21 protein-coding genes are annotated in these 22,441 nt (G+C 69.7%); 8 read left to right on the forward strand and 13 right to left on the reverse strand.

Annotated elements, in window-relative coordinates; translation table 11 throughout:
- Nucleotides 1–67 precede the first annotated feature (67 nt).
- Together OG936_RS05320 and OG936_RS05325 are read right to left on the reverse strand one after the other, a co-directional pair.
- Nucleotides 68–2,704, reverse strand: a complete 2,637-nt coding sequence (locus OG936_RS05320; protein ID WP_406492867.1) for an ABC transporter permease/substrate binding protein — start codon at nucleotides 2,702–2,704, stop codon at nucleotides 68–70.
- Complete coding sequence (locus OG936_RS05325) at nucleotides 2,697–3,770, reverse strand: glycine betaine/L-proline ABC transporter ATP-binding protein (protein WP_406492869.1); 1,074 nt, start codon at nucleotides 3,768–3,770, stop codon at nucleotides 2,697–2,699. Before OG936_RS05325 ends, OG936_RS05320 begins: the two co-directional genes overlap by 8 nt.
- Before the next feature lie 404 nt (nucleotides 3,771–4,174).
- Between OG936_RS05325 and OG936_RS05330 the strand changes: the two genes are divergently transcribed.
- Together OG936_RS05330 and OG936_RS05335 are read left to right on the forward strand one after the other, a co-directional pair.
- Nucleotides 4,175–5,083 (forward strand): 5'-3' exonuclease H3TH domain-containing protein, encoded by a 909-nt coding sequence (locus OG936_RS05330; RefSeq protein WP_406500315.1) that lies wholly within the window; start codon nucleotides 4,175–4,177, stop codon nucleotides 5,081–5,083.
- 73 nt (nucleotides 5,084–5,156) lie between these two features.
- Nucleotides 5,157–5,999 carry a siderophore-interacting protein gene (locus tag OG936_RS05335; RefSeq protein ID WP_406492870.1) on the forward strand — a complete coding sequence of 281 codons (843 nt, stop codon included), beginning with the start codon at nucleotides 5,157–5,159 and terminating at the stop codon, nucleotides 5,997–5,999.
- On the opposite strand, the gene OG936_RS05340 is transcribed toward OG936_RS05335, so the two are convergent.
- Nucleotides 5,906–6,628 (reverse strand): PadR family transcriptional regulator, encoded by a 723-nt coding sequence (locus OG936_RS05340; protein WP_406492872.1) that lies wholly within the window; start codon nucleotides 6,626–6,628, stop codon nucleotides 5,906–5,908. The genes OG936_RS05335 and OG936_RS05340 overlap by 94 nt on opposite strands.
- A gap of 190 nt (nucleotides 6,629–6,818) precedes the next feature.
- On the opposite strand from OG936_RS05340, the gene OG936_RS05345 reads away from it, so the two are divergent.
- The 6 genes from OG936_RS05345 (at nucleotide 6,819) to OG936_RS05370 (ending at nucleotide 12,948) form a co-directional block, all read left to right on the forward strand.
- A complete protein-coding gene (locus tag OG936_RS05345) occupies nucleotides 6,819–7,403 on the forward strand; it encodes a sigma-70 family RNA polymerase sigma factor (protein ID WP_406492873.1) in 585 nt (194 codons plus the stop codon).
- Nucleotides 7,400–8,170 carry an anti-sigma factor domain-containing protein gene (locus OG936_RS05350; protein WP_406492875.1) on the forward strand — a complete coding sequence of 257 codons (771 nt, stop codon included), beginning with the start codon at nucleotides 7,400–7,402 and terminating at the stop codon, nucleotides 8,168–8,170. Before OG936_RS05345 ends, OG936_RS05350 begins: the two co-directional genes overlap by 4 nt.
- Nucleotides 8,171–8,282: 112 nt before the next feature.
- Nucleotides 8,283–9,647: a cryptochrome/photolyase family protein gene (locus OG936_RS05355; RefSeq protein WP_406492876.1), complete on the forward strand. Its 1,365-nt coding sequence runs from the start codon at nucleotides 8,283–8,285 to the stop codon at nucleotides 9,645–9,647.
- Between the two features lie 72 nt (nucleotides 9,648–9,719).
- Nucleotides 9,720–11,357 (forward strand): molybdopterin-dependent oxidoreductase, encoded by a 1,638-nt coding sequence (locus tag OG936_RS05360; protein WP_406492877.1) that lies wholly within the window; start codon nucleotides 9,720–9,722, stop codon nucleotides 11,355–11,357.
- A 43-nt stretch (nucleotides 11,358–11,400) separates the two neighbouring features.
- Entirely contained in the window at nucleotides 11,401–12,393 is a 993-nt protein-coding gene (locus OG936_RS05365) for an ADP-ribosylglycohydrolase family protein (protein WP_406492878.1), read from the forward strand.
- Between the two features lie 84 nt (nucleotides 12,394–12,477).
- Nucleotides 12,478–12,948, forward strand: coding sequence for an SPW repeat protein (locus OG936_RS05370; RefSeq protein ID WP_266745221.1), 471 nt, complete (start codon nucleotides 12,478–12,480; stop codon nucleotides 12,946–12,948).
- Nucleotides 12,949–13,134: 186 nt separating this feature from the next.
- Here OG936_RS05370 and OG936_RS05375 read toward each other — a convergent pair whose 3' ends face one another.
- The 10 genes from OG936_RS05375 to OG936_RS05420 form a co-directional block, all read right to left on the reverse strand.
- Nucleotides 13,135–15,969 (reverse strand): DEAD/DEAH box helicase, encoded by a 2,835-nt coding sequence (locus OG936_RS05375; RefSeq protein ID WP_406492879.1) that lies wholly within the window; start codon nucleotides 15,967–15,969, stop codon nucleotides 13,135–13,137.
- Between the two features lie 44 nt (nucleotides 15,970–16,013).
- Entirely contained in the window at nucleotides 16,014–16,922 is a 909-nt protein-coding gene (locus OG936_RS05380) for a diacylglycerol kinase (RefSeq protein WP_406492880.1), read from the reverse strand.
- A gap of 17 nt (nucleotides 16,923–16,939) precedes the next feature.
- A complete protein-coding gene (gene tatC / locus OG936_RS05385) occupies nucleotides 16,940–17,890 on the reverse strand; it encodes a twin-arginine translocase subunit TatC (protein WP_406492882.1) in 951 nt (316 codons plus the stop codon).
- A 65-nt stretch (nucleotides 17,891–17,955) separates the two neighbouring features.
- Nucleotides 17,956–18,249 (reverse strand): Sec-independent protein translocase subunit TatA, encoded by a 294-nt coding sequence (tatA, locus tag OG936_RS05390; protein ID WP_383753690.1) that lies wholly within the window; start codon nucleotides 18,247–18,249, stop codon nucleotides 17,956–17,958.
- Nucleotides 18,250–18,501: 252 nt separating this feature from the next.
- Nucleotides 18,502–18,699, reverse strand: coding sequence for a hypothetical protein (locus tag OG936_RS05395; RefSeq protein WP_406492884.1), 198 nt, complete (start codon nucleotides 18,697–18,699; stop codon nucleotides 18,502–18,504).
- Nucleotides 18,700–18,734: 35 nt separating this feature from the next.
- Nucleotides 18,735–19,004 carry a hypothetical protein gene (locus OG936_RS05400; protein ID WP_406492886.1) on the reverse strand — a complete coding sequence of 90 codons (270 nt, stop codon included), beginning with the start codon at nucleotides 19,002–19,004 and terminating at the stop codon, nucleotides 18,735–18,737.
- 17 nt (nucleotides 19,005–19,021) lie between these two features.
- On the reverse strand, nucleotides 19,022–19,978 hold the full coding sequence (locus OG936_RS05405; RefSeq protein ID WP_406492888.1) for a helix-turn-helix transcriptional regulator: 957 nt from the start codon (nucleotides 19,976–19,978) through the stop codon (nucleotides 19,022–19,024).
- A gap of 12 nt (nucleotides 19,979–19,990) precedes the next feature.
- Nucleotides 19,991–20,944, reverse strand: a complete 954-nt coding sequence (locus OG936_RS05410) for a helix-turn-helix transcriptional regulator (protein WP_406492889.1) — start codon at nucleotides 20,942–20,944, stop codon at nucleotides 19,991–19,993.
- A 113-nt stretch (nucleotides 20,945–21,057) separates the two neighbouring features.
- A complete protein-coding gene (locus OG936_RS05415) occupies nucleotides 21,058–21,432 on the reverse strand; it encodes an FKBP-type peptidyl-prolyl cis-trans isomerase (RefSeq protein WP_406492891.1) in 375 nt (124 codons plus the stop codon).
- Between the two features lie 43 nt (nucleotides 21,433–21,475).
- Complete coding sequence (locus OG936_RS05420; protein ID WP_406492892.1) at nucleotides 21,476–22,429, reverse strand: FKBP-type peptidyl-prolyl cis-trans isomerase; 954 nt, start codon at nucleotides 22,427–22,429, stop codon at nucleotides 21,476–21,478.
- Nucleotides 22,430–22,441 lie beyond the last annotated feature (12 nt).

The following is a 22,441-nucleotide window of genomic DNA, read 5'->3' on the forward strand; positions in this document are numbered from 1 at the left end:
AGCCGGAAGGGGTGGGTACCGTCGTCGGCGGTGCCCACCCCTTCCCGTTTTCGGGTCCTGCAGGACTCTACTGCGGGGCCATCGTGTCCGCGATGCCCGGATTCTTCTCCATCCAGGCCTTCACGGCCTCTTCCTCATGTCCCGCACCGCGCTTCTGGATCTGGTTCTCCAGGCCGGCGAGCTGGTCCTCGCTCAGCTTGAAGTTCTTGAACCACTTCGTCAGCTGCGGGTAGTTCTCCGGGAAGTCCTTGCTGGCGATGGTATGCAGCCGGTCGCCGTCGCCGAATGCCTTCTCGGGGTCCTTCAGCCTGGTCATGCTGAACTCGTTGTACGCCCAGTGCGGCGTCCAGAGCAGCACCGCGATGGGCTCCTTCTTGACGTACGCGCGCTTCAGCTCGGACAGCATGCCCGGCGTCGAGGAGTCGACGACCTTGTACTCCTTGTCCAGGCCGTACGTCGGCAGCACGTTCTTCTTGAGGTTCTCCATCGTGGCGGTGCCCGGCTCGATGCCGACGATCCGGCCCTTGAACTGCGACCCCTTGCCCTTGAGATCGGCGAGGGTCTTGACGTCCTTCACGTATGAGGGCACCGCGACCTCGATGGACGTGGGGCCGTACCACGAACCGATGTCGGTCAGCTGGGAGCCGTACTTGTCCCAGTAGTTCTTCTGGGTGTACGGCAGCCAGCCGTCGAACTGCACGTCGATCTGGCCGCGCGACATCGCGGCGTACATCGGACCGACCTCGAACTGCTTGAGGTTGATCTTGTAGCCGCGCTCCTCCAGGACCGCCTTCCACAGGTACGTGGCGGCGATGTCCTCCTCCCAGGGGAACCAGGCCATCTCGACGGCGCGGTCGCGCTCGTCCTTGCCGTTCGCACCCTTGGGCGCGGCGGCCTTGGCGACGGGGGTCCACTGGTCGGCGACGCCCGGGTTGGCCTTCAGCCAGGTGCGGACGGCCTCCTGCTCCTTGCCGGTGCCCGACTTCTGGATCTGCGCCTCAAGACCGGTGAGCTGGCCCTCGCTCATCTTGAAGTTCTTGAGCCAGCTGCCGACCTCGGGGTTGTCCGCGGAGAAGCCCTTACGAGCCAGGGTGTGGATGCCGTCGCCCTTGCCCCAGAGGTTCTTGGGGTCCTTGAGCTTGGTGAGCTCGAACTGGTTGTACGCCCAGTGCGGCGACCAGAGCGGGACGACGATCGGTTCCTTCTTGGCGTACGCGCGCTTCAGCTCGGCCAGCATCGACGGAGTGGAGCCGTCGACGACCTTGTACTCCTTGTCCAGGCCGTAGCCCGGCAGGATCTTGTCCTTGAGCAGGCCCATTTCACCGGCGCTCGGCTCGATGCCGACGATCCGGCCCTTGAACTGCGACGCCTTGCCCTTCAGGTCGTCCAGCGACTGGACGTCCTTCAGGTACGAGGGGACGGCCAGCTCCAGCGAGGTGGGGCCGTACCAGGAGCCCATGTCCTCCAGGCGGTCCTGGTACTTCTTCCAGTAGCTGGCGTGGGTGACGGGGAGCCAGGAGTCGGTCTCGAAGTCGATCTGGCCGTTGGCCATACCGGTGTAGAGCGCACCGGCCTCGTACTGCTTGACGTCGACCTCGTAGCCGCGCCGCTCCAGCATCTCCTTCCAGAGGAAGGTGGAGGCGATGCCCTCGTCCCACGGGATGTAACCCATGCTGATCTTCTTGCCCGCGCCGACGTTCGAACCGTCGGCGGTACCGGTGGACTTGCCCGAGCCGGACGAGCCGAAGATGCCCATGGCACCCGCGACGAGCGCGAGGACGACGATGCCGGAGACGGCGACGACGGGCTGCGGGCGGTAGTTCCAGATCTTCAGTCCGCCGGCCATCGACTGCGCCTTCGCCAGCGCGCGGCGGGCGAGCGGGGAGACCTCGCGGCCGAGCGCGCCGGTCATCCGGTCCAGGTACATCGCCACGATGACGATGGAGATGCCCGCCTCGAAGCCGAGGCCGACGTCGACGTTGCCGATGGCGCGGTAGACGGCGCCACCGAGGCCGCCGCCGCCGACCATGCCGGCGATGACCACCATGGACAGGCCCAGCATGATGACCTGGTTGATGCCCGCCATGATCGTGGGCAGGGCGAGCGGCAGCTGGACCCGCAGCAGGGTGTTGCGCCGGGTGGTGCCGAACGCTTCGGCCGCCTCGACGAGCTCGCCGTCGACCTGGCGGATGCCGAGCTCGGTCATCCGGACGCCCGGAGGCAGCGAGAAGATGATGGTGGCGATGATGCCGGGCACCACGCCGACGCCGAAGAAGATCACGCCGGGGATCAGGTAGACCATGGCGGGCATGGTCTGCATGAAGTCCAGGACCGGCCGGGTCACCGCGCTGACGGTCTTCGAACGGGACGCCCAGATGCCCAGCGGCACGGACAGCACCAGCGCGATGATGGTGGCGACGAGCACCAGGGTGACGGTGTCCATCGCTTCGTCCCACAGCTCGACGGAGTCGATGAGGGCGAAGCCCACGAAGGCGAGCACACCCGCGAGAAGACCGCGCAGCCACCAGGCGATGACGGCGACGATGCCCGCGAAGAGCAGCGGTGCGGGGGCGGAGAGCACGGCGGCTATGCCGTCGAACATGCCGCTGACGATCGAGCTGATCGCGTCGAACAGCCAGGAGAGGTGGGTCTGCAGCCAATCGACCGCGGAGTCGACCCAGTCACCGAGAGGGAGCCTAAACATTGGCCACCTTCTTCGTGTCGACCGTGCCGGGCCTGACGTCCTGCGGGACCTCGGCGGGGGTCATCGGCTCGCCGAGGACGGCGAGCAGCCGGGCCCGCGGTACGACGCCGACGAGCTTGCCCGTGGTGTCGGTCACGGCGACCGCCACGCCGCTCTGCGAGCACGGCGTGAAGAGGTCGATGATCGGCGTGGACTCGGTGACGGTGGCCGGGGCGGCCGCCAGCACGTCGGCGGGGGTACGCAGTTCCCTGCCGTCGTCCGTGGTGGTGCCCATGACCGTGTGCGGCTCGGCCATGATCGCGCCCGCGGTCAGCACCCGGGAGCGGTCGACGTCCTGGGTGAAGGAGGCGACGTAGTCGTTGGCCGGGGTGACGAGGATGTCCTCGGCGGTGCCGAGCTGGACGATCTTCCCGTCGCGCATCACGGCGATGCGGTCGCCGAGGCGCATGGCCTCGTTGAGGTCGTGGGTGATGAAGACGATCGTCTTCTTCAGGCGCTTCTGCAGTTCGAGCAGCTGGTCCTGCATGTCGCGGCGGATCAGCGGGTCGAGCGCGCTGAAGGACTCGTCCATCAGCAGCAGGTCGGCGTCGGTGGCCAGGGCGCGGGCCAGGCCGACGCGCTGCTGCATACCGCCGGACAGCTCGTCGGGCCAGGACTTCTCCCAGCCGGCGAGACCGGTCAGCTCCAGCGCTTCGGCGGCGCGCTGCTCGCGCTCGGCGCGCGGCACACCCTGCACTTCGAGGCCGTATCCGGCGTTCTCCAGCACGCTGCGGTGGGGGAAGAGGGCAAAGTGCTGGAACACCATGCTGATCTTCGAGGACCGGACGTGGCGCAGTTCGGCGGGGCTCAGGGCGGTCAGATCCTGGCCGTCGAACAGGACGCGTCCGGCTGTGGGCTCCAGAAGTCCGTTGAGCATGCGCAGCAACGTGGACTTTCCGGACCCGGACAGACCCATCACGACGAAGATCTGTCCCGGTTCGACGGTGAACGAGGCGTCGATCACCGCTGCGGTCGTTCCGTCGGCGCGCAGCACGTCGCGGTCGGCACCGCTTTCGAGCTTCTGCACGGCTTGATCGGGTCGTCTGCCGAACACTTTGTACAAATGTTCGGCTTGCAGCCTTGACACATACACCTCGCGGGTTGAACCGAAAAACGGTCTGCCACCCCCTCGGCAGACCGTGGAGCGACGCGGATTCGGCCCGCATGGCACGTGCGGTAGTTGAAATTGCTACGTGCTCCGCTCCGGCTGCGCGCCTGCCCTCACTTACACGAGCCAAACACAAGAGTGACCCAGCTCACATATGTGCGGGCACCGTGGGGAGCGGGGGCACCCCCCGGCCCGGACCTCTCTGACGGCCGGTGCCGCCCCCGGCTCGGCCGCCCTCGGCTACCGGTGCCGGTGCCGGTGCCGGTGAGGTGCGACGGGCTGTCAGTGGGGTGCGGCATCATCGGGGTGTGACGCGACGCCTGATGCTCCTCGACACCGCCTCCCTCTACTACCGCGCCTACTTCGGGGTCCCCGATTCGGTACGCGCCCCGGACGGGACACCGGTCAACGCCGTGCGCGGGCTGCTCGATTTCATCGGGCGCCTGGTGCAGGACCACCGGCCGGACGACCTGGTCGCCTGCATGGACGCGGACTGGCGGCCGCACTGGCGGGTGGAGCTGATCCCTACGTACAAGGCGCACCGGGTCGCGGTGGAGACCGCCGAGGGACTGCCCGACGAGGAGGAGACCCCCGACACCCTGGCCCCGCAGGTGCCGGTCATCGAGGACGTGCTCGATGCGCTCGGCATCGCCCGGGTCGGCGTCGCGGACTACGAGGCGGACGACGTGATCGGCACGCTCACGGGCCTGGCCACCGGCCCCGTGGACATCGTCACCGGCGACCGGGATCTCTATCAGCTGGTCGACGACGCCCGCGGGGTGCGGGTGCTCTACCCGCTGAAGGGGGTCGGCTCGCTCCAGCTGACGGACGAGGCGTGGCTGCGGGAGAAGTACGGGGTGGACGGCTCCGGATACGTCGATCTGGCCCTGCTGCGCGGCGACCCGAGCGACGGGCTGCCCGGCGTCCCCGGGATCGGCGAGAAGACGGCGGCGAAATTGCTGGACGCCTTCGGCGATCTGGCCGGAATCATGGCCGCGGTCGACGATCCGGCCGCCAAGCTGACACCCTCGCAGCGCAAGCGGCTCGACGAGGCCCGGGACTACGTCGCCGTCGCACCGAAGGTGGTCCGCGTCGCCGGTGACGTGCCCCTGCCGGAGTTCGACCCCTCGCTGCCCTCCGAGCCGCGCGATCCGGTCGCACTCGAAGCCCTCGCGAAGCGGTGGGGGCTGGGCGGCGCACTGCAACGCCTGCTCTCCGCACTGCACGCCTGACTCCGGCCCTCCCCAGCATCTGACCGAGATGCTAACTTAGGTAAGCCTAAGCAATCGGAGCAGGGAGAACCTCGTGGCAGAACGACCGGCACGGCAGGCACCCAAGGCGCAGGGGGCCCACGTTCTGCGCACCGAGCAGATCACCCCGCACATGGTCCGTGTGGTGCTCGGCGGTGACGGTCTCGCCGATTTCGGGCTCTCCGGGTTCACCGACCACTACGTCAAACTCTGCTTCGCCCCCGAGGGCGCGGACTACGCGCACCCGTTCGACATGGCCCGCATCCGCGCGGAACAGCCCCGGGAGCTGTGGCCCACCACCCGCACGTACACGGTGCGCTCCTGGGATCCGGCCGCCCGGGAGCTGGCCATCGACTTCGTGGTCCATGGCGACGAGGGTCTTGCCGGCCCCTGGGCGATGCGGGCGGCCCCGGGCGATCCGGTGACGTTCCTCGGCCCGGGCGGGGGCTATGGCCCGGACACCTCGGCGGACTGGCACCTTCTGGCGGGCGACGAGAGCGCCCTCCCGGCCATCGCGGCGGCCCTGGAGCAGATGCCGGCCGGCGCGGTGGTGCACGCGTTCATCGAGGTGACTGACGCGGCGGAGGAGCAGAAGATCGTGACGCCCGACGGCGTCGAGGTGACCTGGCTGCACCGCGGGGAGCGGCCGGTGGGCGAGGCACTGACCGCCGCGGTGAAGGAGCTGGAGTTCCCGGCGGGCGAGGTCCAGGCGTTCGTCCACGGCGAGGCGGGCTTCGTGAAGGAGATCCGCCGCCATCTGCGCCTGGACCGCCGGATCCCGCTCCCCCAACTGTCGGTCTCGGGCTACTGGCGGCTCGGCCAGAACGACGACACCTGGCGCTCGGTCAAGCGCGAGTGGAACGCACAGGTGGAGCGCGAGCAGGAGAAGGCGGCATAGCACCGGCCCACCCGCGTAACGGTCTCGCCCACGATTGTCAGCGGCGTCGCGGTGCCAATCGTGGGCGAGACCGTAAGCCCCGGTCCCCGACCGGGGCTTACGCGTTCCCGGTGCGCCGGCTCGCTCACCGACGGCAGGCACCACCGTTCAACGTGATGGGCATCACCGTCGCCGTGCTCTGGGCCGGCACACCGGTCATCGCCATCCTGCTGCTGCGCGCCCGGATCGCCCACCGCACCGCCTCCCGGCCGATCCGCCCGGGTGTCCTGCCCGCCCTCGTGGGCGCCGGATTCCGACAGGGCCGTCTCGAAGACCGGGTGCTCGGCGGCCGGCACGGCGAGCAGGCCGGAGAGCCAGTCGAGCATCTCCACGCGCCCGGCCTCGGTGATGCCGTAGAGCGTGCGCTCGGGTCGGTTGCCCTGTCGCTGGACGCCCGCGACCTCGACGTAACCGTGCTTCTCCGGGTTCTGAACGACGGTGAACAGCGAGCCGAAATTGATCTTGACGCTGTGTTCCTTGCCGCGTCGGCGAAGCGTCTGGGCGATCTCGTACGGATGCACGGAACGCTCGGCGAGCAGCACCATGACCGCCAGTGCCAGTGGATGGCCGAGCTTGCGCCGCTTGGCCACCGCCCCCCCTCACCCTTCACTTCGCCATCGAATACTCGTGACCGGATGTATCGCGTTCACTCGAACGCGCCAATCACGATGTATCGCGGACTCTTGGGACCGTGGAAGGATCTCGCGCACCGACCGATCCGCGCTGCCGTCGGCTCCGAATCATCTGGAGAACCGATGAGCGACCAGGGAGGAAGCCCGCGTGAAGGAAGCCGTGTACATCAGCGGAGCACGCTCGGCGGGGCCCGATCTCCAGGAGCTCCTGGAGATGGTCGCCCAAGGCGACCAGGACGCCTTCGCCAAGGTGTACGACGCGGTCAGCGGGCCGGTCCTCGGACTCGTACGGAGCGTGCTGCGTGATCCCGCCCAGTCGGAGGAGGTCGCGCAGGAGGTGCTGGTCGAGGTGTGGCGCACCGCCCCTCGTTTCCGGGCCGCCCGCGGCAGCGCGATGAGCTGGGTGCTGACACTGGCCCATCGCCGGGCCGTGGACCGGGTGCGCTCGGCCGAGGCCTCGGCCGCCCGCGAGTACAGGGCCGCACTGCTCGACCGCACACCCGCCTTCGACGAGGTCACCGAGCAGGTCGAGAGCCGGGTGGAGCGTGAACAGGTCCGCCGCTGCGTGCGGACGCTCTCCGAGCTGCAACGGCAGTCCGTGGACCTCGCCTACTACCGGGGGCTGACGTATCGCGAGGTGTCGGAGCTGCTCTCCGTCCCGCTCGGGACGATCAAGACACGACTGCGCGACGGACTGATCCGGCTGCGCGACTGCCTCGGGGTGGGCGCATGAGCAACGCCGGACTGCACACGCTGACCGGGGCTTACGCCCTGCAGGCCCTGCCGGAGGCCGAGCGGCGGGACTTCGAACGGCATCTCTGCGACTGCGGGGCCTGCGCCGTGGAGGTGCGCGAGCTGTCGGAGACCGCCACCCGGCTCGGGCTCGCGGTGGCCCGCACGCCACCGCCCGAACTGCGCGAACGGGTGCTGCGGGAGATCACGGCCGTACGGCAGGACTCGCCTTCCGGCGCCGGGCGCCGCTCCGACGGTGGGGTGGGTCCGGTCGCCGGGGTGACGGGGCCGAGCGGCCGGTGGCCGAAGTTCGCACTCGCCGCGTGTCTGGCCGCCGCCTGCTTCGGGGGGATCGCCGTCTGGCAGAACCGGGCGGCCGAGGACGCCCGGCAGGAGGCCCACACGGTCCGGCAGCGGAACGAGCAGTTGGTCCGGGTCCTCGCCGCACCGGATGCCAAGGCGTCGTCCGGTGCCATGACGGGCGGTGCGAAGGGAACGATCGTGGTCTCGCGGACCGCGAACCGGGCCGTGTTCATGGCCTCGGGAATGCAGCAGCCACCTGGCGACAAGGTGTACCAGTTGTGGTTCGATGACCACGGCAGCATGCGTTCCGCCGGTCTGATGGACTCCACGGCGACGAGCGACGCCTTGGTGCTGGACGGGCCGGTCGACGGGGCGTCGGGCATAGGCATCACGGTCGAACCCGCCGGTGGCTCCGCGCAACCGACATCGGCACCCATGGCTCTGATGAACTTTCCGGCGGCCTGACCGGGCGGGGCCGGGGCGGTCTCGCCGGCCCCGGACCCCGCCCGTGGGGGCGACGAGTCAGGGCGACCCGTGGCGCGAGTAGGGCACGACGACAACGGAACGGCACACGCGTATGACAGTCTCCGTGGCACTGTTCACCTCCGACCTGCGCCTGTACGACAACCCGGTGCTGCGGGCCGCACTGCGCGAGGCGGATGCCGTCGTTCCCCTGTTCGTGCACGACAGGGGGATCCAGCGGGCCGGCTTCGACGCGCCGAACCGGCGGGCGTTCCTCGCGGACTGCCTGGCCGACCTCGACGCGGCACTGCGCCGCCGTGGCGGACGACTCGTCGTCCGGGACGGCGACGTCGTCGCCGCCGCCCGTGCCGTGGTCGTGGAGACCGGTGCGCGGAGCCTGCACATCGCGAGCGGAGTGAGCGGGTACGCGCTGCGCCGTGAGGAGCGTCTGCGCCCGGCCCTGGCGGCCGTCGGATGCACCCTGCACGTCCATGACGCCGTTGTCACGGCGCTCGCACCCGGCCGGGTCGTCCCGACGGACCGTGCTCACTACGCAATGTTCACCCCGTACTTCCGCCGTTGGGAGGCGGCCGGGGTACGGGGCACACTGGCCGCTCCGCGTACGGTGCGGCTGCCGGAAGGCGTGGAGTCCGGGCCGTTGCCGGACCGGGCGGAGGTGGCCGGGGTCTCCCCCGGGCTCGCCAGGGGCGGCGAGACCGCCGCGCGTCGGCTGCTGTCGCGCTGGCTGAACGGCCCCCTGGCCGGCTACGAGAGTGGCCACGACGATCTGGCCGGTGATGCCACTTCCCGGCTCTCCCCCCATCTCCACTTCGGCTGTCTCTCGGCGGCCGAAGTGATCGATCGGGCGCGGCGGCGGGGCGGGCCGGGAGCCGACGCGTTCGTACGCCAACTGGCGTGGCGGGACTTCCATCACCAGGTGCTCGCCGCCAGGCCGGACGCCGCCTGGAACGACTACCGTCCACGCCACGACCGCTGGCGGACCGACGACGCCGAGGCCGAGGCCTGGCGCGCGGGGCGCACCGGCTACCCACTGGTCGACGCGGCAATGAGGCAACTGGCGCACGAGGGCTGGATGCACAATCGAGGACGCATGTTGGTGGCGAGCTTCCTGACGAAGACGCTGTACTTGGACTGGCGGGTGGGATCCCGGCACTTCCTGAACCTGCTGGTGGACGGCGACCTGGCGAACAACCAGCTGAACTGGCAGTGGGTGGCGGGCACCGGCACGGACACCCGCCCCAACCGGGTCCTCAATCCGGTGGTCCAGGGCAAGCGGTTCGATCCGCGCGGTGCCTACGTGCGCCGCTGGGTGCCGGAGCTCGCGGAGCTGGCGGACGACGAGATCCACGAGCCGTGGAAGCTGACCGGCCCGCGCCGGGCCGCGCTCGACTACCCCGACCGGCTCGTCGATCTGGCGGAGGCCCGGACCCGGTTCGAGCGGGCCCGGGGCGTGAACTGACGGCGGGATCAGCCGCACCGAATCCCACGTCCAATCGGGTGACGGACCAATCCGTCCGGCGCCGGGCGACGAATGCTGGTTGTGACTGAAAACCGAGATGATCCAGGGCAGACCGGAGCATCGTCCTCCCGACGATCCCGCTGGGCACGCGCCATTCTCGCCGCGCTCAGCGGTCTGATCGCCGGGTTCTGCGCCCTGGCCGTGGCCGAACTTGTCGCGGCTGTCGTACGTCCCGAGTCGGGCCCGGTCACGGCGGTGGGGAGTGCGGTCATCGACCGCACTCCCCCTGCCGTGAAGGAGTTCGCCGTACGGAATTTCGGCACGGCCGACAAGATGGTGCTCCAACTCGGAATCCTGGTCCTCCTGGCGCTCTTCGCCATGGGGATCGGAATGCTGGCGCTGCGGCACCGTCTGCTCGGTTCCGCTGCCGTCCTGGTCTTCGGTCTGGTCGGGGCAGTGTCGGCGGTGGGGCGTCCGGAAGGCGTACCGGCCGACGCGCTGCCTTCGGTGGTGGGGGCCGTGGTGGCCGCGGGAGTGCTGTATCTCCTGGTCGGACGGCTCAAACCGGCCCCGTCTCCCTCTCCCGCGGCCGGGGAGGGGGAGACGGAGGCATACGTCACCTTCGACCGCCGCGGCTTCGTCGTCGCGGCGACCACGGCGGCGGTCACCTCGGCGGGCGCGGGATTCCTGGGACGCCGACTCACCTCCTCCGTCCAGGCCGGGGCCGGCGCTTCGCGTCACAACCTGGTCCTCCCCGTACCGGAATCCGCCGCACCGGCCATTCCCCCGGGCGCCGATCTGAGGATCCGGGGACTGAGTTCCTTCATCACCCCGAACAAGGACTTCTACCGGGTGGACACGGCGCTGGTCGTGCCACGCGTCGATGCCGGTACGTGGCGGCTGAAGATCCATGGCACGGGGGTCGCACGGCCCGTCACCGTCGACATCCACGATCTGCTGGGCCGCGAGATCATCGAGCGCGACATCACCCTGGCCTGCGTGTCCAACGAGGTCGGCGGCCCCTACGTCGGCAACGCCAGGTGGATCGGCGTACGGCTGGCCGATCTGCTGCGCGAGGCCGGGGTGCGGCCGCCGTCGAAGGGCGGTCCCGCTGACCAGATCGTCGCGCGTTCCGTCGACGGCATGACGATCGGCACACCGGTCGAAACGGCCATGGACGGACGCGACGCGATGCTCGCCTTCGGCATGAACGGCGAGCCACTGCCCTTCGAGCACGGCTTCCCTGTCCGGATGGTCGTTCCCGGCCTGTACGGGTACGTATCGGCCTGCAAGTGGATCAAAGACATCGAGCTCACCACGTTCGACGCGTACGACGCCTACTGGGTCGAACAGTCCTGGTCCCAGCAGGCGCCGATCAAGACCGAGTCACGGATCGACACCCCCCGCCCGTTCTCCTCCCCGAAGGCCGGCACGGTGCCGGTGGCCGGGATGGCCTGGGCCCAGCACCGCGGTATCTCGCGGGTCGAGGTCCGGGTGGACGGCGGGGAGTGGCACACGGCCCGGCTGGCCGCCGCGGACAACCGGGACACCTGGCGCCAGTGGGTGTGGGAGTGGCCCGCCACATCCGGCAATCACACCCTCGAGGTCCGTGCCACGGACGGAACCGGCGCCACCCAGACCGGCGACCGCGTCGGCACCGTGCCCAACGGCGCGACGGGCTGGCACTCGGTGACGGTCGACGTGTCCTGATCGAGCGGGGCAGCCGGGAGGTCACCCTCCGTACGCTGACCGGATGGAACCTCGCGGCGTGGTGGAACGGCAGGACCGGGTGGTGGGTGCCGTCGTCGGGTCGGCGGTCGGTGACGCGCTGGGGGCGCCCTTCGAGTTCGGCCCCGCCGGTGTCTACACGGCACGCTTCCCGGACGGTGTCGGCACGATGTGCGGGGGCGGCGGCTGGGATCCGGGCGAGGCCACGGACGATACCCAGATGGCCGTGCTGGTCGCGGAGTCCCTGCTGGAACGGGGCGGCCTCGACCTCCCCGACCTGTTCGGCCGGTTTCGCCGATGGGCGGCGGGCGGGCCGAAGGACATCGGACTGCAGACCGAGGACGTACTGACGAGCGGCGAGCCCTGGGACATCGCGGCAGCGCTGCACTTCCAGGTCAATGGGCGCGCGGCGGGCAACGGTTCGCTGATGCGGGCCGCCACGTCGGCCGTGTACTTCGCGCGGGCGGGGCAGATGGCGACGATGGCCGCCGCACGACGGATCGCCGCGCTGACACATGGCGACCGGGCCGCGTGGGAGGGCACCGCCGTGCTGCACGAACTGATCCGGGTGGCACTGAACGGTGGCGATCCGCTCGCCGCCGTTCCGGGCGCCGTGGACCGGGTGCACGAGGATCACCGCGAGCGCTGGGCCGCCGTCCTCGCGCCCGACTGGCACCCGGACTCGGCAACGGAGTTCAACGGTGCGGTATGGCCGTGCCTGGGCACCGCGCTGTGGGCCCTGCGCACCACACGTACGTACGAGAGCGCCCTGGCCACAGCGGTGGACATCGGCGGGGACACCGACACGGTCGCGGCGGTGACCGGTGGCCTGGCGGGGGCTGTGTACGGCTTCGGCGCGATTCCGGCACGCTGGGCGGAGCCCCTGCACGTGCCGCTGCCGGGGTACGGGGACCGGGTGCTGCGGACGCCCGGCCTGGTGGACCTGGCCGGACAGTTGGAGCGCGCCTCACACGTCGCGATTCCCTCCGATATTCGTAATCCCCGAACCTGCACATAAGGGCTGGATAAGCGCAAAATGGCATAGAGGGCCGCGTTTCCCCAAAACGGCGGCCAGGTCCGCAGGAGCGAAGGAGACCAACCCATGTCAAACCTCTCGCACGCCGGCCGTGACATCGCCAGTCACCCCGATGTTTCCGAAATGCGCGATCGCTATGCGCGAGTGCTCGGTGGCCGTGACGTGGCCCTCGTGGACGCACCGGTGTTCCTCGTCGGTCTCTACTGCGCCATCTCGCCCTGGGTGCTCGGCTTCACGACGAGCCAGCCCACCCTCGTGGCACACAACCTGATCATGGGTATCGCCATCGCCGTGCTGGGCCTCGGATTCACCGTCATGCCGGAGCGGATGTACGGCCTGAGCTGGGCCATCTGCGCCATAGGCGCCTGGATGATCGCCTCGACGTGGGTGGTCGGCAGCGGCCCGAGCCTCGGCGTCATCCTGAACAACGTCATCATCGGCGGACTGACCCTGCTGCTGGGGCTGGTCTGCGCGGGCGCGTCGATGAAGATCGGCAAGCGCGGCACGCGCGGCACACGCGGCACGCCCACAGACTGAAGCGGCACGCCCACAGACTGAAAAAGGCGCCGTCGGCCGGCCCGCACGAAGCGGACCGGCCGACGACTGACGGGCGCGATGACCCGGATCCACGCTCCGGTGACGCGGGTGTTCGCCGCCGCCCAGGTGTCCGGCCGACCGCCGCGCCGGCACCCCGCCCCCGGCACCCCGCACTGCGTGACCCCGTCACCCCACGGAGCTGTAGGCCACGACCCCCCGCAACACCGCGTCCACGGCCTTGCGCGCACTCCGCGCCACCGAACTCCCCTCCCGAGGAGCCGCAGCCGCGATCTGCCCCAGCACATCGATCACTTGCTTGCACCACCGCACGAAGTCCCCGGCCGGCATCTCCACCTCGCCCAGCACCTCGTCCAGCGACCGCCCGGACGCCCACATGTAGACCGCCCAGGCAAACCCGAGATCGGGTTCGCGCTGGCCGACCCCCTCCGCTTGGTTGATCTTGAAATCCTCCTCCAGGGCATCGAGCCGGCCCCAGATCCGGACCATCTCGCCCATCGCGGCTTTCGCGGGCCCCGACGGCAGCTTCGGCGCCACCGCGTCATCGGCCTGCCGCGCCTCGTACACCAACGCGGAGACGCACGCGGCGAGTTCGGCCGGGTTCAAGCCCTCCCACACCCCGTCCCGCAGGCATTCGCTCGCCAGCAGATCCAGCTCGCCGTAGAGCCGTGCGAGACGCTGCCCGTGCTCGGTGACCTCATTGCCCCGCAAGTAGTCGAGCTCGGTGAGCAGCGCGACGATCCGGTCGAAGGTGCGGGCGATCGTGTTCGTCCGCCCCTCGATCCGCCGCTCCAGTTGCTTGGTGTCGCGCTGCAGCCGGTGGTACCGCTCGGCCCATCGCGCGTGGTCCTCACGCTCGTCGCACCCGTGGCAGGGGTGGGCGCGCAACGCCGCCCGGTAGCGGGCGATCTCCCGGTCGTCGGCCGCGGGTGACCGATCCCTGCGGTGCCGCTCCGGCGCTATGTGCCCCGCCTTCGTCCGCAGCGCGGAGGCCAGATCGCGACGCGACTGCGGTGAGCGCGGGTTGAACGACTTCGGCACCCGCATCCGCTCCAGCGCCTCCACCGGAACGGGGAAGTCGATCGAGGCGAGCCTCTTGACCTGTCGCTCGGCGGTCAGCACCAACGGCCGTGGCCCGTCGTGGTATTCGAGCCCGCGGTACCCGTGCCCATTGGTCCGTCCGCCCGGCAGCCCCGGGTCGAGGACCAGCGCCAGTCCGGCGAACTTGCCGGTGGGCACGTGGATGACATCGCCGGGCTTGAGCTTCTCCAGGGACGCCGCCGCTGCGGCCCGCCGCTGCGACGCGCCCTGCTTGGCGAGCTCGGTCTCCCGGTCCTTGAGGTCGCGGCGCAGCCGCGCGTACTCCTCGAAGTCACCGAGGTGACAGGTCATGCCCTCGCGATAGCCCTCCAGCCCCTCCTCGTTCCGCTGGACCTGCCGGGAGATCCCGACCACCGACCGGTCGGCCTGGAACTGCGCGAAGGAGGTCTCCAGCAGCTCGCGCGAGCGGTGCCGCCCGAACTGATGCACCAGGTTGACGGCCATGTTGTACGAGGGCCGGAAGCTGGACCGCAGCGGATACGTCCGCGTACCCGCGAGTCCGGCCAGCGCGCCCGGATCCATGCCACGTTGCCACAGCACCACCGCATGGCCTTCGATGTCGATCCCACGCCGTCCGGCCCGCCCGGTCAGCTGGGTGTACTCGCCGGGGGTGATGTCGGCGTGCTGTTCGCCGTTCCACTTGACGAGCTTCTCCAGCACGACGGAACGCGCGGGCATGTTGATCCCGAGGGCGAGCGTCTCCGTCGCGAAGACCGCCTTGACGAGCCCTCGTACGAAGAGCTCCTCCACGACTTCCTTGAACGTGGGCAGCATGCCGGCGTGGTGCGCGGCGATGCCACGCTCCAGTCCTTCGAGCCACTCGTAGTAGCCGAGGACATGGAGGTCCTCGCCGGGGATGGACGCGGTCCGCTCCTCGACGATCTCGCGGACCAGACGCCGCTTGGCCTCGTCGTTGAGCCGGAGTCCGGCATGCAGACACTGCTGCACGGCGGCTTCGCAGGCGGCCCGGCTGAAGATGAACGTGATGGCGGGGAGCAGCCCTTCGGCGTCCAGCCGGTCGATGACCTCGGGCCTGGACGGGGTCCAGATGCGGCTGCGCTCGCGGCGCTCGCGCTCGCGGTCCGCCTCGCGGACCATCTTTCCGCGGCGGCGTTCCCGCGGGTTGTAGCCCCGCTGGTTCTCCATCCGGGCGAGCCGGACCAGGTCGGGGTTGACCTCGCGTCGTCCGGTGCCACGGCCGCCGTGGTCGGTCTCCTCCTCGAAGAGGTCGTATATCCGGCGGCCCGCCAACACGTGCTGCCAGAGCGGCACGGGGCGGTGTTCGGAGACGATGACCTCGGTGTCACCGCGGACGGTGTCCAGCCAGTCGCCGAACTCCTCGGCGTTGGACACGGTCGCCGACAGTGACACCAGGGTCACGGAGTCCGGGAGGTGAATGATCACTTCCTCCCAGACGGCGCCCCGGAAGCGGTCGGAGAGGTAGTGCACCTCGTCCATCACCACGTAGCCCAGGCCGCGCAGCGTCTGCGAGCCCGCGTACAGCATGTTCCGCAGCACTTCGGTGGTCATGACGACCACCGGGGCGTCGCCGTTGACGCTGTTGTCGCCGGTCAGCAGGCCGACCTTGTCCGGTCCGTAGCGCTTGACCAGATCGGTGAACTTCTGGTTGGACAGGGCCTTGATGGGGGTGGTGTAGAAGCACTTGCGGCCCTGCGCGAGCGCGAGGTGCACGGCGAATTCGCCGACGATCGTCTTGCCCGAGCCGGTGGGAGCTGCGACGAGCACCCCCTTGCCTGCCTCCAGCGCCTCGCATGCCTCGATCTGGTAGGGGTCCAGATCGAACTCGTACAACTCGCGGAAGGGCGCGAGTGCGGTGGCCAGCTCGGCGGCGCGGATCCGAGAAGCCTGGTATCGCTCAGCTGGTGAGAGGTCCTCTGTCATCTTGCTTACGAGCCTACCCGGCGCCTCCGACAGTGACGCGATCTTTAAATACCGCCGGGAGAACCCGGTGCGAGCACCCTCGCCGCGCCCGGTACGCAGGTGGCGGTGAGCGGCAGTGCGCCGAGTTGTTCGCCGTCCGCGTACGCCGTGACACCGGCCGCGGCGAGCTCGATCGAGGAGACCCGGTGCGACGTGACCTTGGGGTGGCCGAGGTGCGTTCCCTTGTAGACGCGGGGAAAGACCCTGAGGAGTGTGGTGCGGCTGCAGTCCCCGACGACGGTCACGTCGAAGAGCCCGTCGTCCATGACGGCGTCCGCGCAGATCTTCATGCCACCGCCGTACGTCGATCCGTTGCCGACGGCGATGAGCGTCGCCTCGATCTCCCGGACCGGTCCACCGTCCAGCCTGATGCGGTACGGGATCGGTTTGAACGCGGCGAGTTCGGCGAGGATCGCGAGGTCGTACTTGAACCGTCCGCCGACCCAGCGCATCCGGTTGCCGCGGTCGTTGACCCGGGAGTCGAAGCCGGAGGCGAGCACGGACCCGAACCACCGCTCGCCGACCCGGCCGAGATCGATCTCGCGGACCGCCCCGCCCTTGAGCGCCCGGGCGGCGAGCCGTCCGGCCGCGGCCGGATCCCGTATCGGCACCCCGAGCGCGCGGGCGAAGTCGTTCCCGGTGCCCACGGCGACGACTCCGAGCGGGGTCTCCGTTCCGGCCACGGCCTGCAGGGCGAGGGACATCATGCCGTCCCCGCCCACCGCTATCAGCGCACCGGTGCCGTCCGCGACGGCCTCCCGCGCCCGCCGCAGGGCGTCGGCGGCGTCCTCGCCGAGAACCGTACGCACGGAGAATCCGGCGTCCCGCAACGCGGAAGCGGCCGGCTGCGCGGCACGCGCGCCCCGGCCGCGTCCCGCGGTGGGATTGACGAAAAGGGTGATCTCGCTGGTCACCCGGGGACCCTACAAGGTCAGGTGATGTCGTCGTAACCGTTGACCCGGTCACGGTCCGAGCTCGCCTGGGTGGGCAACGACCGGCTGGACGAGACCGATTCGATCTCACCGACGTCTTCGGGGGTGAGGTCCAGCTCCGAGGCCTCGTCGTCGGCGGGCCCCGCCGCCGCGCGCTGCGCCTTGCGTCGGTCGTTGAGGAGCGAGATCGCCGTGGCCATGAAGTAGAGCACCCAGATCGGTCCGGCGAGCGCCAGCATGCTCACCGGGTCGGTGCTGGGCGTGGCCACCGCCGCGAAGACCGTGATCCCCATGATCATGCCCCGCCACCAGCCGAGCATCCGCTTGCCGGTGATGACCCCGCCGAAGTTCAGCATGACGAGCAGCAGGGGCAGTTCGAAGGAGAGCCCGAAGACCACCACCATGCGCGTGATCAGATCCAGCAGGTCATCCAGCGGCAACTGGTTGTCCAGGCCCGCCGGCGAGAAGTCCAGGAGCACCCGGGCCATCGTGGGCAGGGTCTTGTACGCGAAGAGGCCACCGGCGAGGAAGAGCGGGAACCCCGCACCGACGAAGGCGAGCGAATACTTCTTCTCGTGCTTGTGCAGACCCGGGGCGACGAAGGCCCACAGCTGGTAGAGCCAGATCGGCGAGGAAAGGACGACGCCCGCCATCAAGGAGACCTTGAGGGCAAGGGTGAACGGGGTGAGCAGACCGTTCAGGACGATACGCGCGCACGTACCGTCGTCCTTCTTGGCGAGCTCGGCGAAACTGGACTCACAACCGACGGACTTCAGTACCGGGTTGGTGAAGAACTCGATGATCCCCTTGTAGAAGAACGCGGCCACGATCGTGACGACGACGATTCCGAGCAGGCCTTTGGCCAGCCGGTTACGCAGCTCACGCAGGTGCTCCACCAAGGGCATGCGGCCGTCGGGGTCCGTCTCCTGCTTGCGGGCAGACTTGAGCAACCCACGTCCTCATCTCGTGCAGCAGGCCGTCACCGATCGCGGCGCCTGCGTCGGCCCGTTTCTTGTCAGCGCTTGGTCGAGTCGGTCGGCTCGGCGACCGGACGCGAGCTCGTCACGTCACCGGGCGCGGCCTTGATGGTGCGCGGGGCGGCCTGCTCCTGGGCGGCGGTGTCGTTCGCCGGTTCGGCCGGGGTGGCCGACGGGCTGCCCTCGGACTTCATGGCCTTGGCCTCGCTCTTGAGGATGCGGGCCGACTTGCCGAGCGAGCGAGCCATGTCAGGAAGCTTCTTCGCGCCGAACAGCAGCACAATAACGACGAGGATCAGGATGATCTCGGGAGCGCCGAGCCTTCCGAACATATGCGTGTACCTTCTCACCGAGGCAGCAGGGGTGGGGCTGACCGAACGTCGGACGGACGCCCGATCGTCGTACTGTCAGCGATCGTATCCCGCAGGAGTAAACGCAGGGCAATACTCATGCATCCTTGCGATTGCGGCCCACGCCTCGCTCTCAGGGCCGCTTGAGCAGCGTACCCCCCGAATCCGGGAAACTGGAGGCCGCGCCGGTTCCGTTCGATCGTCCCTGCTCACAGGCGCGCAGCGGCGCGGACCCTAGGGCAACGCTTCCCCCGTCGCGGCGAGATCCGTCGCGGCGCGTTCGAGGTCCTCCGCCGCCCGGTTGATGCGCTGGGTGGTTCGCGTCACCTGGTGCCCCAGGCGCTGGGCCTCGACGAAGACCTTGACAGCCAGCACGCCCAGGACGGCGATCCCGAGGAATCCCAGGGCGATGGCGAGCATGGGCCAGAACATGCGCAGAGCCTCGATGTATCTAGGTGTCCGGAGGTCTAAAGGCTGGTGTGGAGGCGCAGCGTCCGCACCCCGCCACCGGTGAGGAGCTCGACTATCCGCTCCCCGGCGGGTTTACGGACGACCACGCCGCACTCGGGGCAGGTGAACGAGTAGAACGTCGTCCGGCGGCTCGCGCCCACGGCGAGTCGGATGGCGCCCGCCGCCAGCTCGAACCGCTCACGGCAGTCCGGGCAGGCGGCCTTGAACCGTACGGACTCGGGCACCACCACGGTCGGCACACCCGATACCACGGACATGTTGTTCATATCTCTCAGATCTCCGCTCAGGCCGGGCCGTCGTAGGCAGCGAGCGCCGCACGGGCCGCCTGCCGTGCGCTCCGCGCCAGTTCCGGTGGGGAGACGATGCGGCCTTCCCCGCCGAGCCGCAGTGCGAGTCTGCGCAGCGAGGCCGGATCAGGGGTGCGCAGGGTGATCCGCAGCCCGCCGTCGGGCAGCTCCTCGGCGCTGTCGTGCGGGTAGTACTCGGCGACCCACCGGCCGCCGGGCCCCACCTCGACCACGACCTCCGGGTCCTCGGCCGCCGGCTGGACGAGCCCTTCGGACAGATCCCGCAGTTCCAGCTCGGGCGGCGCGGCCGGCTCGTCCAGCAGCCGGATCTCGGCGACCCGGTCGAGCCGGAACGTACGCCGGTCCTCGGAGGACCGGCACCAGGCCTCCATGTACGTGTGCCCCACGGCGAACAGCCGGATCGGGTCCACCTCGCGCTCGGTCAGTTCGTCGCGCGCGGGTGAGTAGTAGCGCAGCCAGAGCCGGCGCCGCTCGGAGATCGCCCGGTCGACATCGGCGAAGACACCGCCCTCGGACTCGAAGGTGACCGAGAGCCGCGAGCTCGCCGCGCCCACCTCGCCGGCCGCCGTCTCCAGCTTCGCGGTGGCCCGCAGCAGTGCCTGCCGGTCGCTCTCGCGCAGCCCCGGCAGCGTGGCCACGGCGCGGGCGGCGACCAGGAGCGCGGTCGCCTCGTCGGCCGCGAGCCGCAGCGGCTCCGCGACATCGTCCGGGTTGTGCCACCAGATGCGGTCGCCGTCGGTGTCGATGTCCAGCAGATCGCCGCCGCGGAAGCTCGTACCGCACATCGGCAGCACATCGAGGTCCGAGATGAGCTCGTCCTCGGTGATTCCGAAGGCGCGGGCGACGTCCTGGACATGGGCGCCGGGGCGTTCCCGCAGATACGTCACCAGGGAGAGCATCCGGCGGGTCTGGTCGATCGCGTTCGTGGCCATGAATGGGTCCCCTCAGTCCTTGGCCACGGCGCGCAGCCGGTCCACCACATCGGCCCGCAGATCGGCGGGTTCCCGTACGACGACGTCCGGACCGAACTCGACGAGCCAGGCATCCAGACCGTGTCCGTACGGAATCTCCAACTCGTCCCACCCGTTCCCGAGTTCCCGGACCGATATGGCGCGCGAACGCAGCGGGTATCCGGCACCGGTCCGCAGCCTGATCAGCGCGGTCCGGGTCGCCGTCTCCCCCGCCCAGCTCTCGACGGTCTCGCGGACGGTCACGACGTCGGGCACCTCGGCGGTGAACGCCCCGGCCCGGGAGCGGACCCGGCCGGTGATCCGGGAGAGCCGGAACACCCGCTCGGCGCCGCGGTCCCGGTCCCAGCCGGCCAGGTACCAGTGACCGCGCCAGCATTCCAGCGTCCACGGCTCGACCTGGCGCTGCTCGGGCCGGGCGGCGTTGGCCTTGCGGTAGTCGAAGGTCACCGGACGGCGGTCCCGGCAGGCCAGCATCAACGGCTCGAAGGCGGCCTCATGAACGGGGATACGGGGTTCGAGGGCGCTGTGCACCTCGTACGCGTCCTCGGCCTCCGGCATGCCGGCGGCCCGCAGCTTCTGCAGCGCGCCGCTGGCGGCACCGGCCAGCCGTGCCTGCTGCCAGACCTTGGCGGCCAGTCCGAGGGCGGCGGCCTCCTCGGCGTCCAGCGTGATCGGGGGCAGCCGGTTGCTGTCGCGGCGGGCGAGATATCCCGTGTCGCCGTCCAGGTTCTCCACGGTCTCGATGACCAGACCGAGCTCGCGCAGATCGTCCTTGTCGCGCTCGAACATCCGGTTGAAGGCGTCGTCGGAACCGGCCTCCAGGTAGGCCTCGATGGAGCCGCGCAGCTCGCGCTTGCTCAGCGGGCGCCGGGTCCCCAGCAGACACAGAGCCAGGTTCATCAGCCGCTCGGCCTTGGCGATCGCCATCGACGCCCTTTCTGTTTTGCCCTACGACCGTCGACCGTACCGCTCCGCGGTGTCCGGACAAAAGCGAGGGCCCGTGCCCCCAGGCACGGGCCCTCGTAGTGCACGGGTGCGGATCAGACGGCGACCAGGTCGCAGACGAAGATCAGGGTCTCGCCGGGGGCGATACTGCCGCCACCGGCGCCGCGGTCGCCGTACGCGAGGTGCGCGGGGATGGTCAGCTGGCGACGGCCGCCGACCTTCATGCCCTCCACGCCCTTGTCCCAGCCGGAGATGACCTGGCCGGCACCGAGCTGGAACTGCAGCGGGGCGCCGCGGTTCCAGGAGGCGTCGAACTCCTCGCCGGTGGAGAATGCCACGCCCACGTAGTGGACGGAGACGGTGGCGCCGGCCTTGGCCACCGCGCCGTCGCCTTCCCAGATGTCCTTGATCTCCAGGTCGGCCGGCGGCTCGCCACCCGGGAAGTCGATCTCGGGCTTCTCGATGCTCACTGACTTGCTCCTCTTACTGATGAACTGGGCAACCGGGACAGTCTTACATCTTCGCCAGGATGTCCACGGCGAAGACCAGCGTGGACTTCGCCGGAATCGTCTGCTGCGCCTTGTCGCCGAACCCCTGGTCCGGCGGGATGACGAGGAGCACGCGGCTGCCGATCTTCTTGCCGACCAGACCGTTCTTGAGCCCCTTCAGGGTGACCTGGGCGAGGGGGAAGGTCTGCGTCTTGCCCGTGCTGTAGGTGCTGTCGAACGTCTTGCCGTCCTTCCACAGCAGCCCCACGTAGTTCACGACGACGCTGTCGGTGTCCTTCACGACGTCGCCCTTGGACTCCAGGATGTAATTGGAGACGAGCTTCTTCGGCGGGTCGCTCTTGGTCGGGATCGTGACCTTGGGGGCCTTGCCGTCCGTGTTGGTGCCGACCTTCGGCAGGTCGATGTTGTCCTGGGCGACCTCGGTGCCCTTGGCGGACGCCGGGATCTGCGTCGCCTTCAGAACGTCGACGACGAAGACGAGCGTGGCGTTCGGCTTGATGTCGCCCTGGCCCTGCGCTCCGTAACCGAGCTCCGGCGGGATGACCAGCTGCACCCGGCTGCCGACCTTCTTGCCGACGAGGCCCTTGTCCCAGCCCTGGATCACCATGCCCGCGCCGAGGGTCAGATCGAACGGCTGCTTGCGGTCGAAGCTGTTGTCGAACGGCTTGTCGGAGTCCCAGGCCTGCCCGAGGTAGTTGACCTGGATCGCGTCGCCGTTCTTGAGCGTGGCGCCGTCACCCTCGCTGACGACCCTGGTCTTCAGCTCCTTGGGCGGGTTCCCGGTCCCCTTGGCCAGGGTGGGCTTCTCGCCGAACTTCGCGCCCGCGGTGATCGCGGGGAACCCGTCCTTGGACGCGGCGGAAGCGGAAGCGGAAGCGGAGGCGGAGCCCTTTTCGTTACCGCAGGCTGCTGTCACCAGCAACAGGGGGACGACGAGAAGGCCGGCAAGTCGGCGCACTGGTTCCTCAGA

The sequence above is a fragment of the Streptomyces sp. NBC_00846 genome (assembly GCF_045207325.1).
Taxonomy (GTDB): domain Bacteria; phylum Actinomycetota; class Actinomycetes; order Streptomycetales; family Streptomycetaceae; genus Streptomyces.

Coding starts and splice junctions, on each gene's coding strand:
- OG936_RS05320 (WP_406492867.1), bottom strand. CDS start 2,704: ATGTTTAGGCTCCCTCTCGGTGACTGGGTCGACTCCGCGGTCGATTGG.
- OG936_RS05330 (WP_406500315.1), top strand. CDS start 4,175: ATGCTCCTCGACACCGCCTCCCTCTACTACCGCGCCTACTTCGGGGTC.
- OG936_RS05350 (WP_406492875.1), top strand. CDS start 7,400: ATGAGCAACGCCGGACTGCACACGCTGACCGGGGCTTACGCCCTGCAG.
- OG936_RS05355 (WP_406492876.1), top strand. CDS start 8,283: ATGACAGTCTCCGTGGCACTGTTCACCTCCGACCTGCGCCTGTACGAC.
- OG936_RS05360 (WP_406492877.1), top strand. CDS start 9,720: ATGCTGGTTGTGACTGAAAACCGAGATGATCCAGGGCAGACCGGAGCA.
- OG936_RS05365 (WP_406492878.1), top strand. CDS start 11,401: ATGGAACCTCGCGGCGTGGTGGAACGGCAGGACCGGGTGGTGGGTGCC.
- OG936_RS05370 (WP_266745221.1), top strand. CDS start 12,478: ATGTCAAACCTCTCGCACGCCGGCCGTGACATCGCCAGTCACCCCGAT.
- OG936_RS05375 (WP_406492879.1), bottom strand. CDS start 15,969: ATGACAGAGGACCTCTCACCAGCTGAGCGATACCAGGCTTCTCGGATC.
- tatA (WP_383753690.1), bottom strand. CDS start 18,249: ATGTTCGGAAGGCTCGGCGCTCCCGAGATCATCCTGATCCTCGTCGTT.
- OG936_RS05395 (WP_406492884.1), bottom strand. CDS start 18,699: ATGTTCTGGCCCATGCTCGCCATCGCCCTGGGATTCCTCGGGATCGCC.
- OG936_RS05400 (WP_406492886.1), bottom strand. CDS start 19,004: ATGAACAACATGTCCGTGGTATCGGGTGTGCCGACCGTGGTGGTGCCC.
- OG936_RS05405 (WP_406492888.1), bottom strand. CDS start 19,978: ATGGCCACGAACGCGATCGACCAGACCCGCCGGATGCTCTCCCTGGTG.
- OG936_RS05410 (WP_406492889.1), bottom strand. CDS start 20,944: ATGGCGATCGCCAAGGCCGAGCGGCTGATGAACCTGGCTCTGTGTCTG.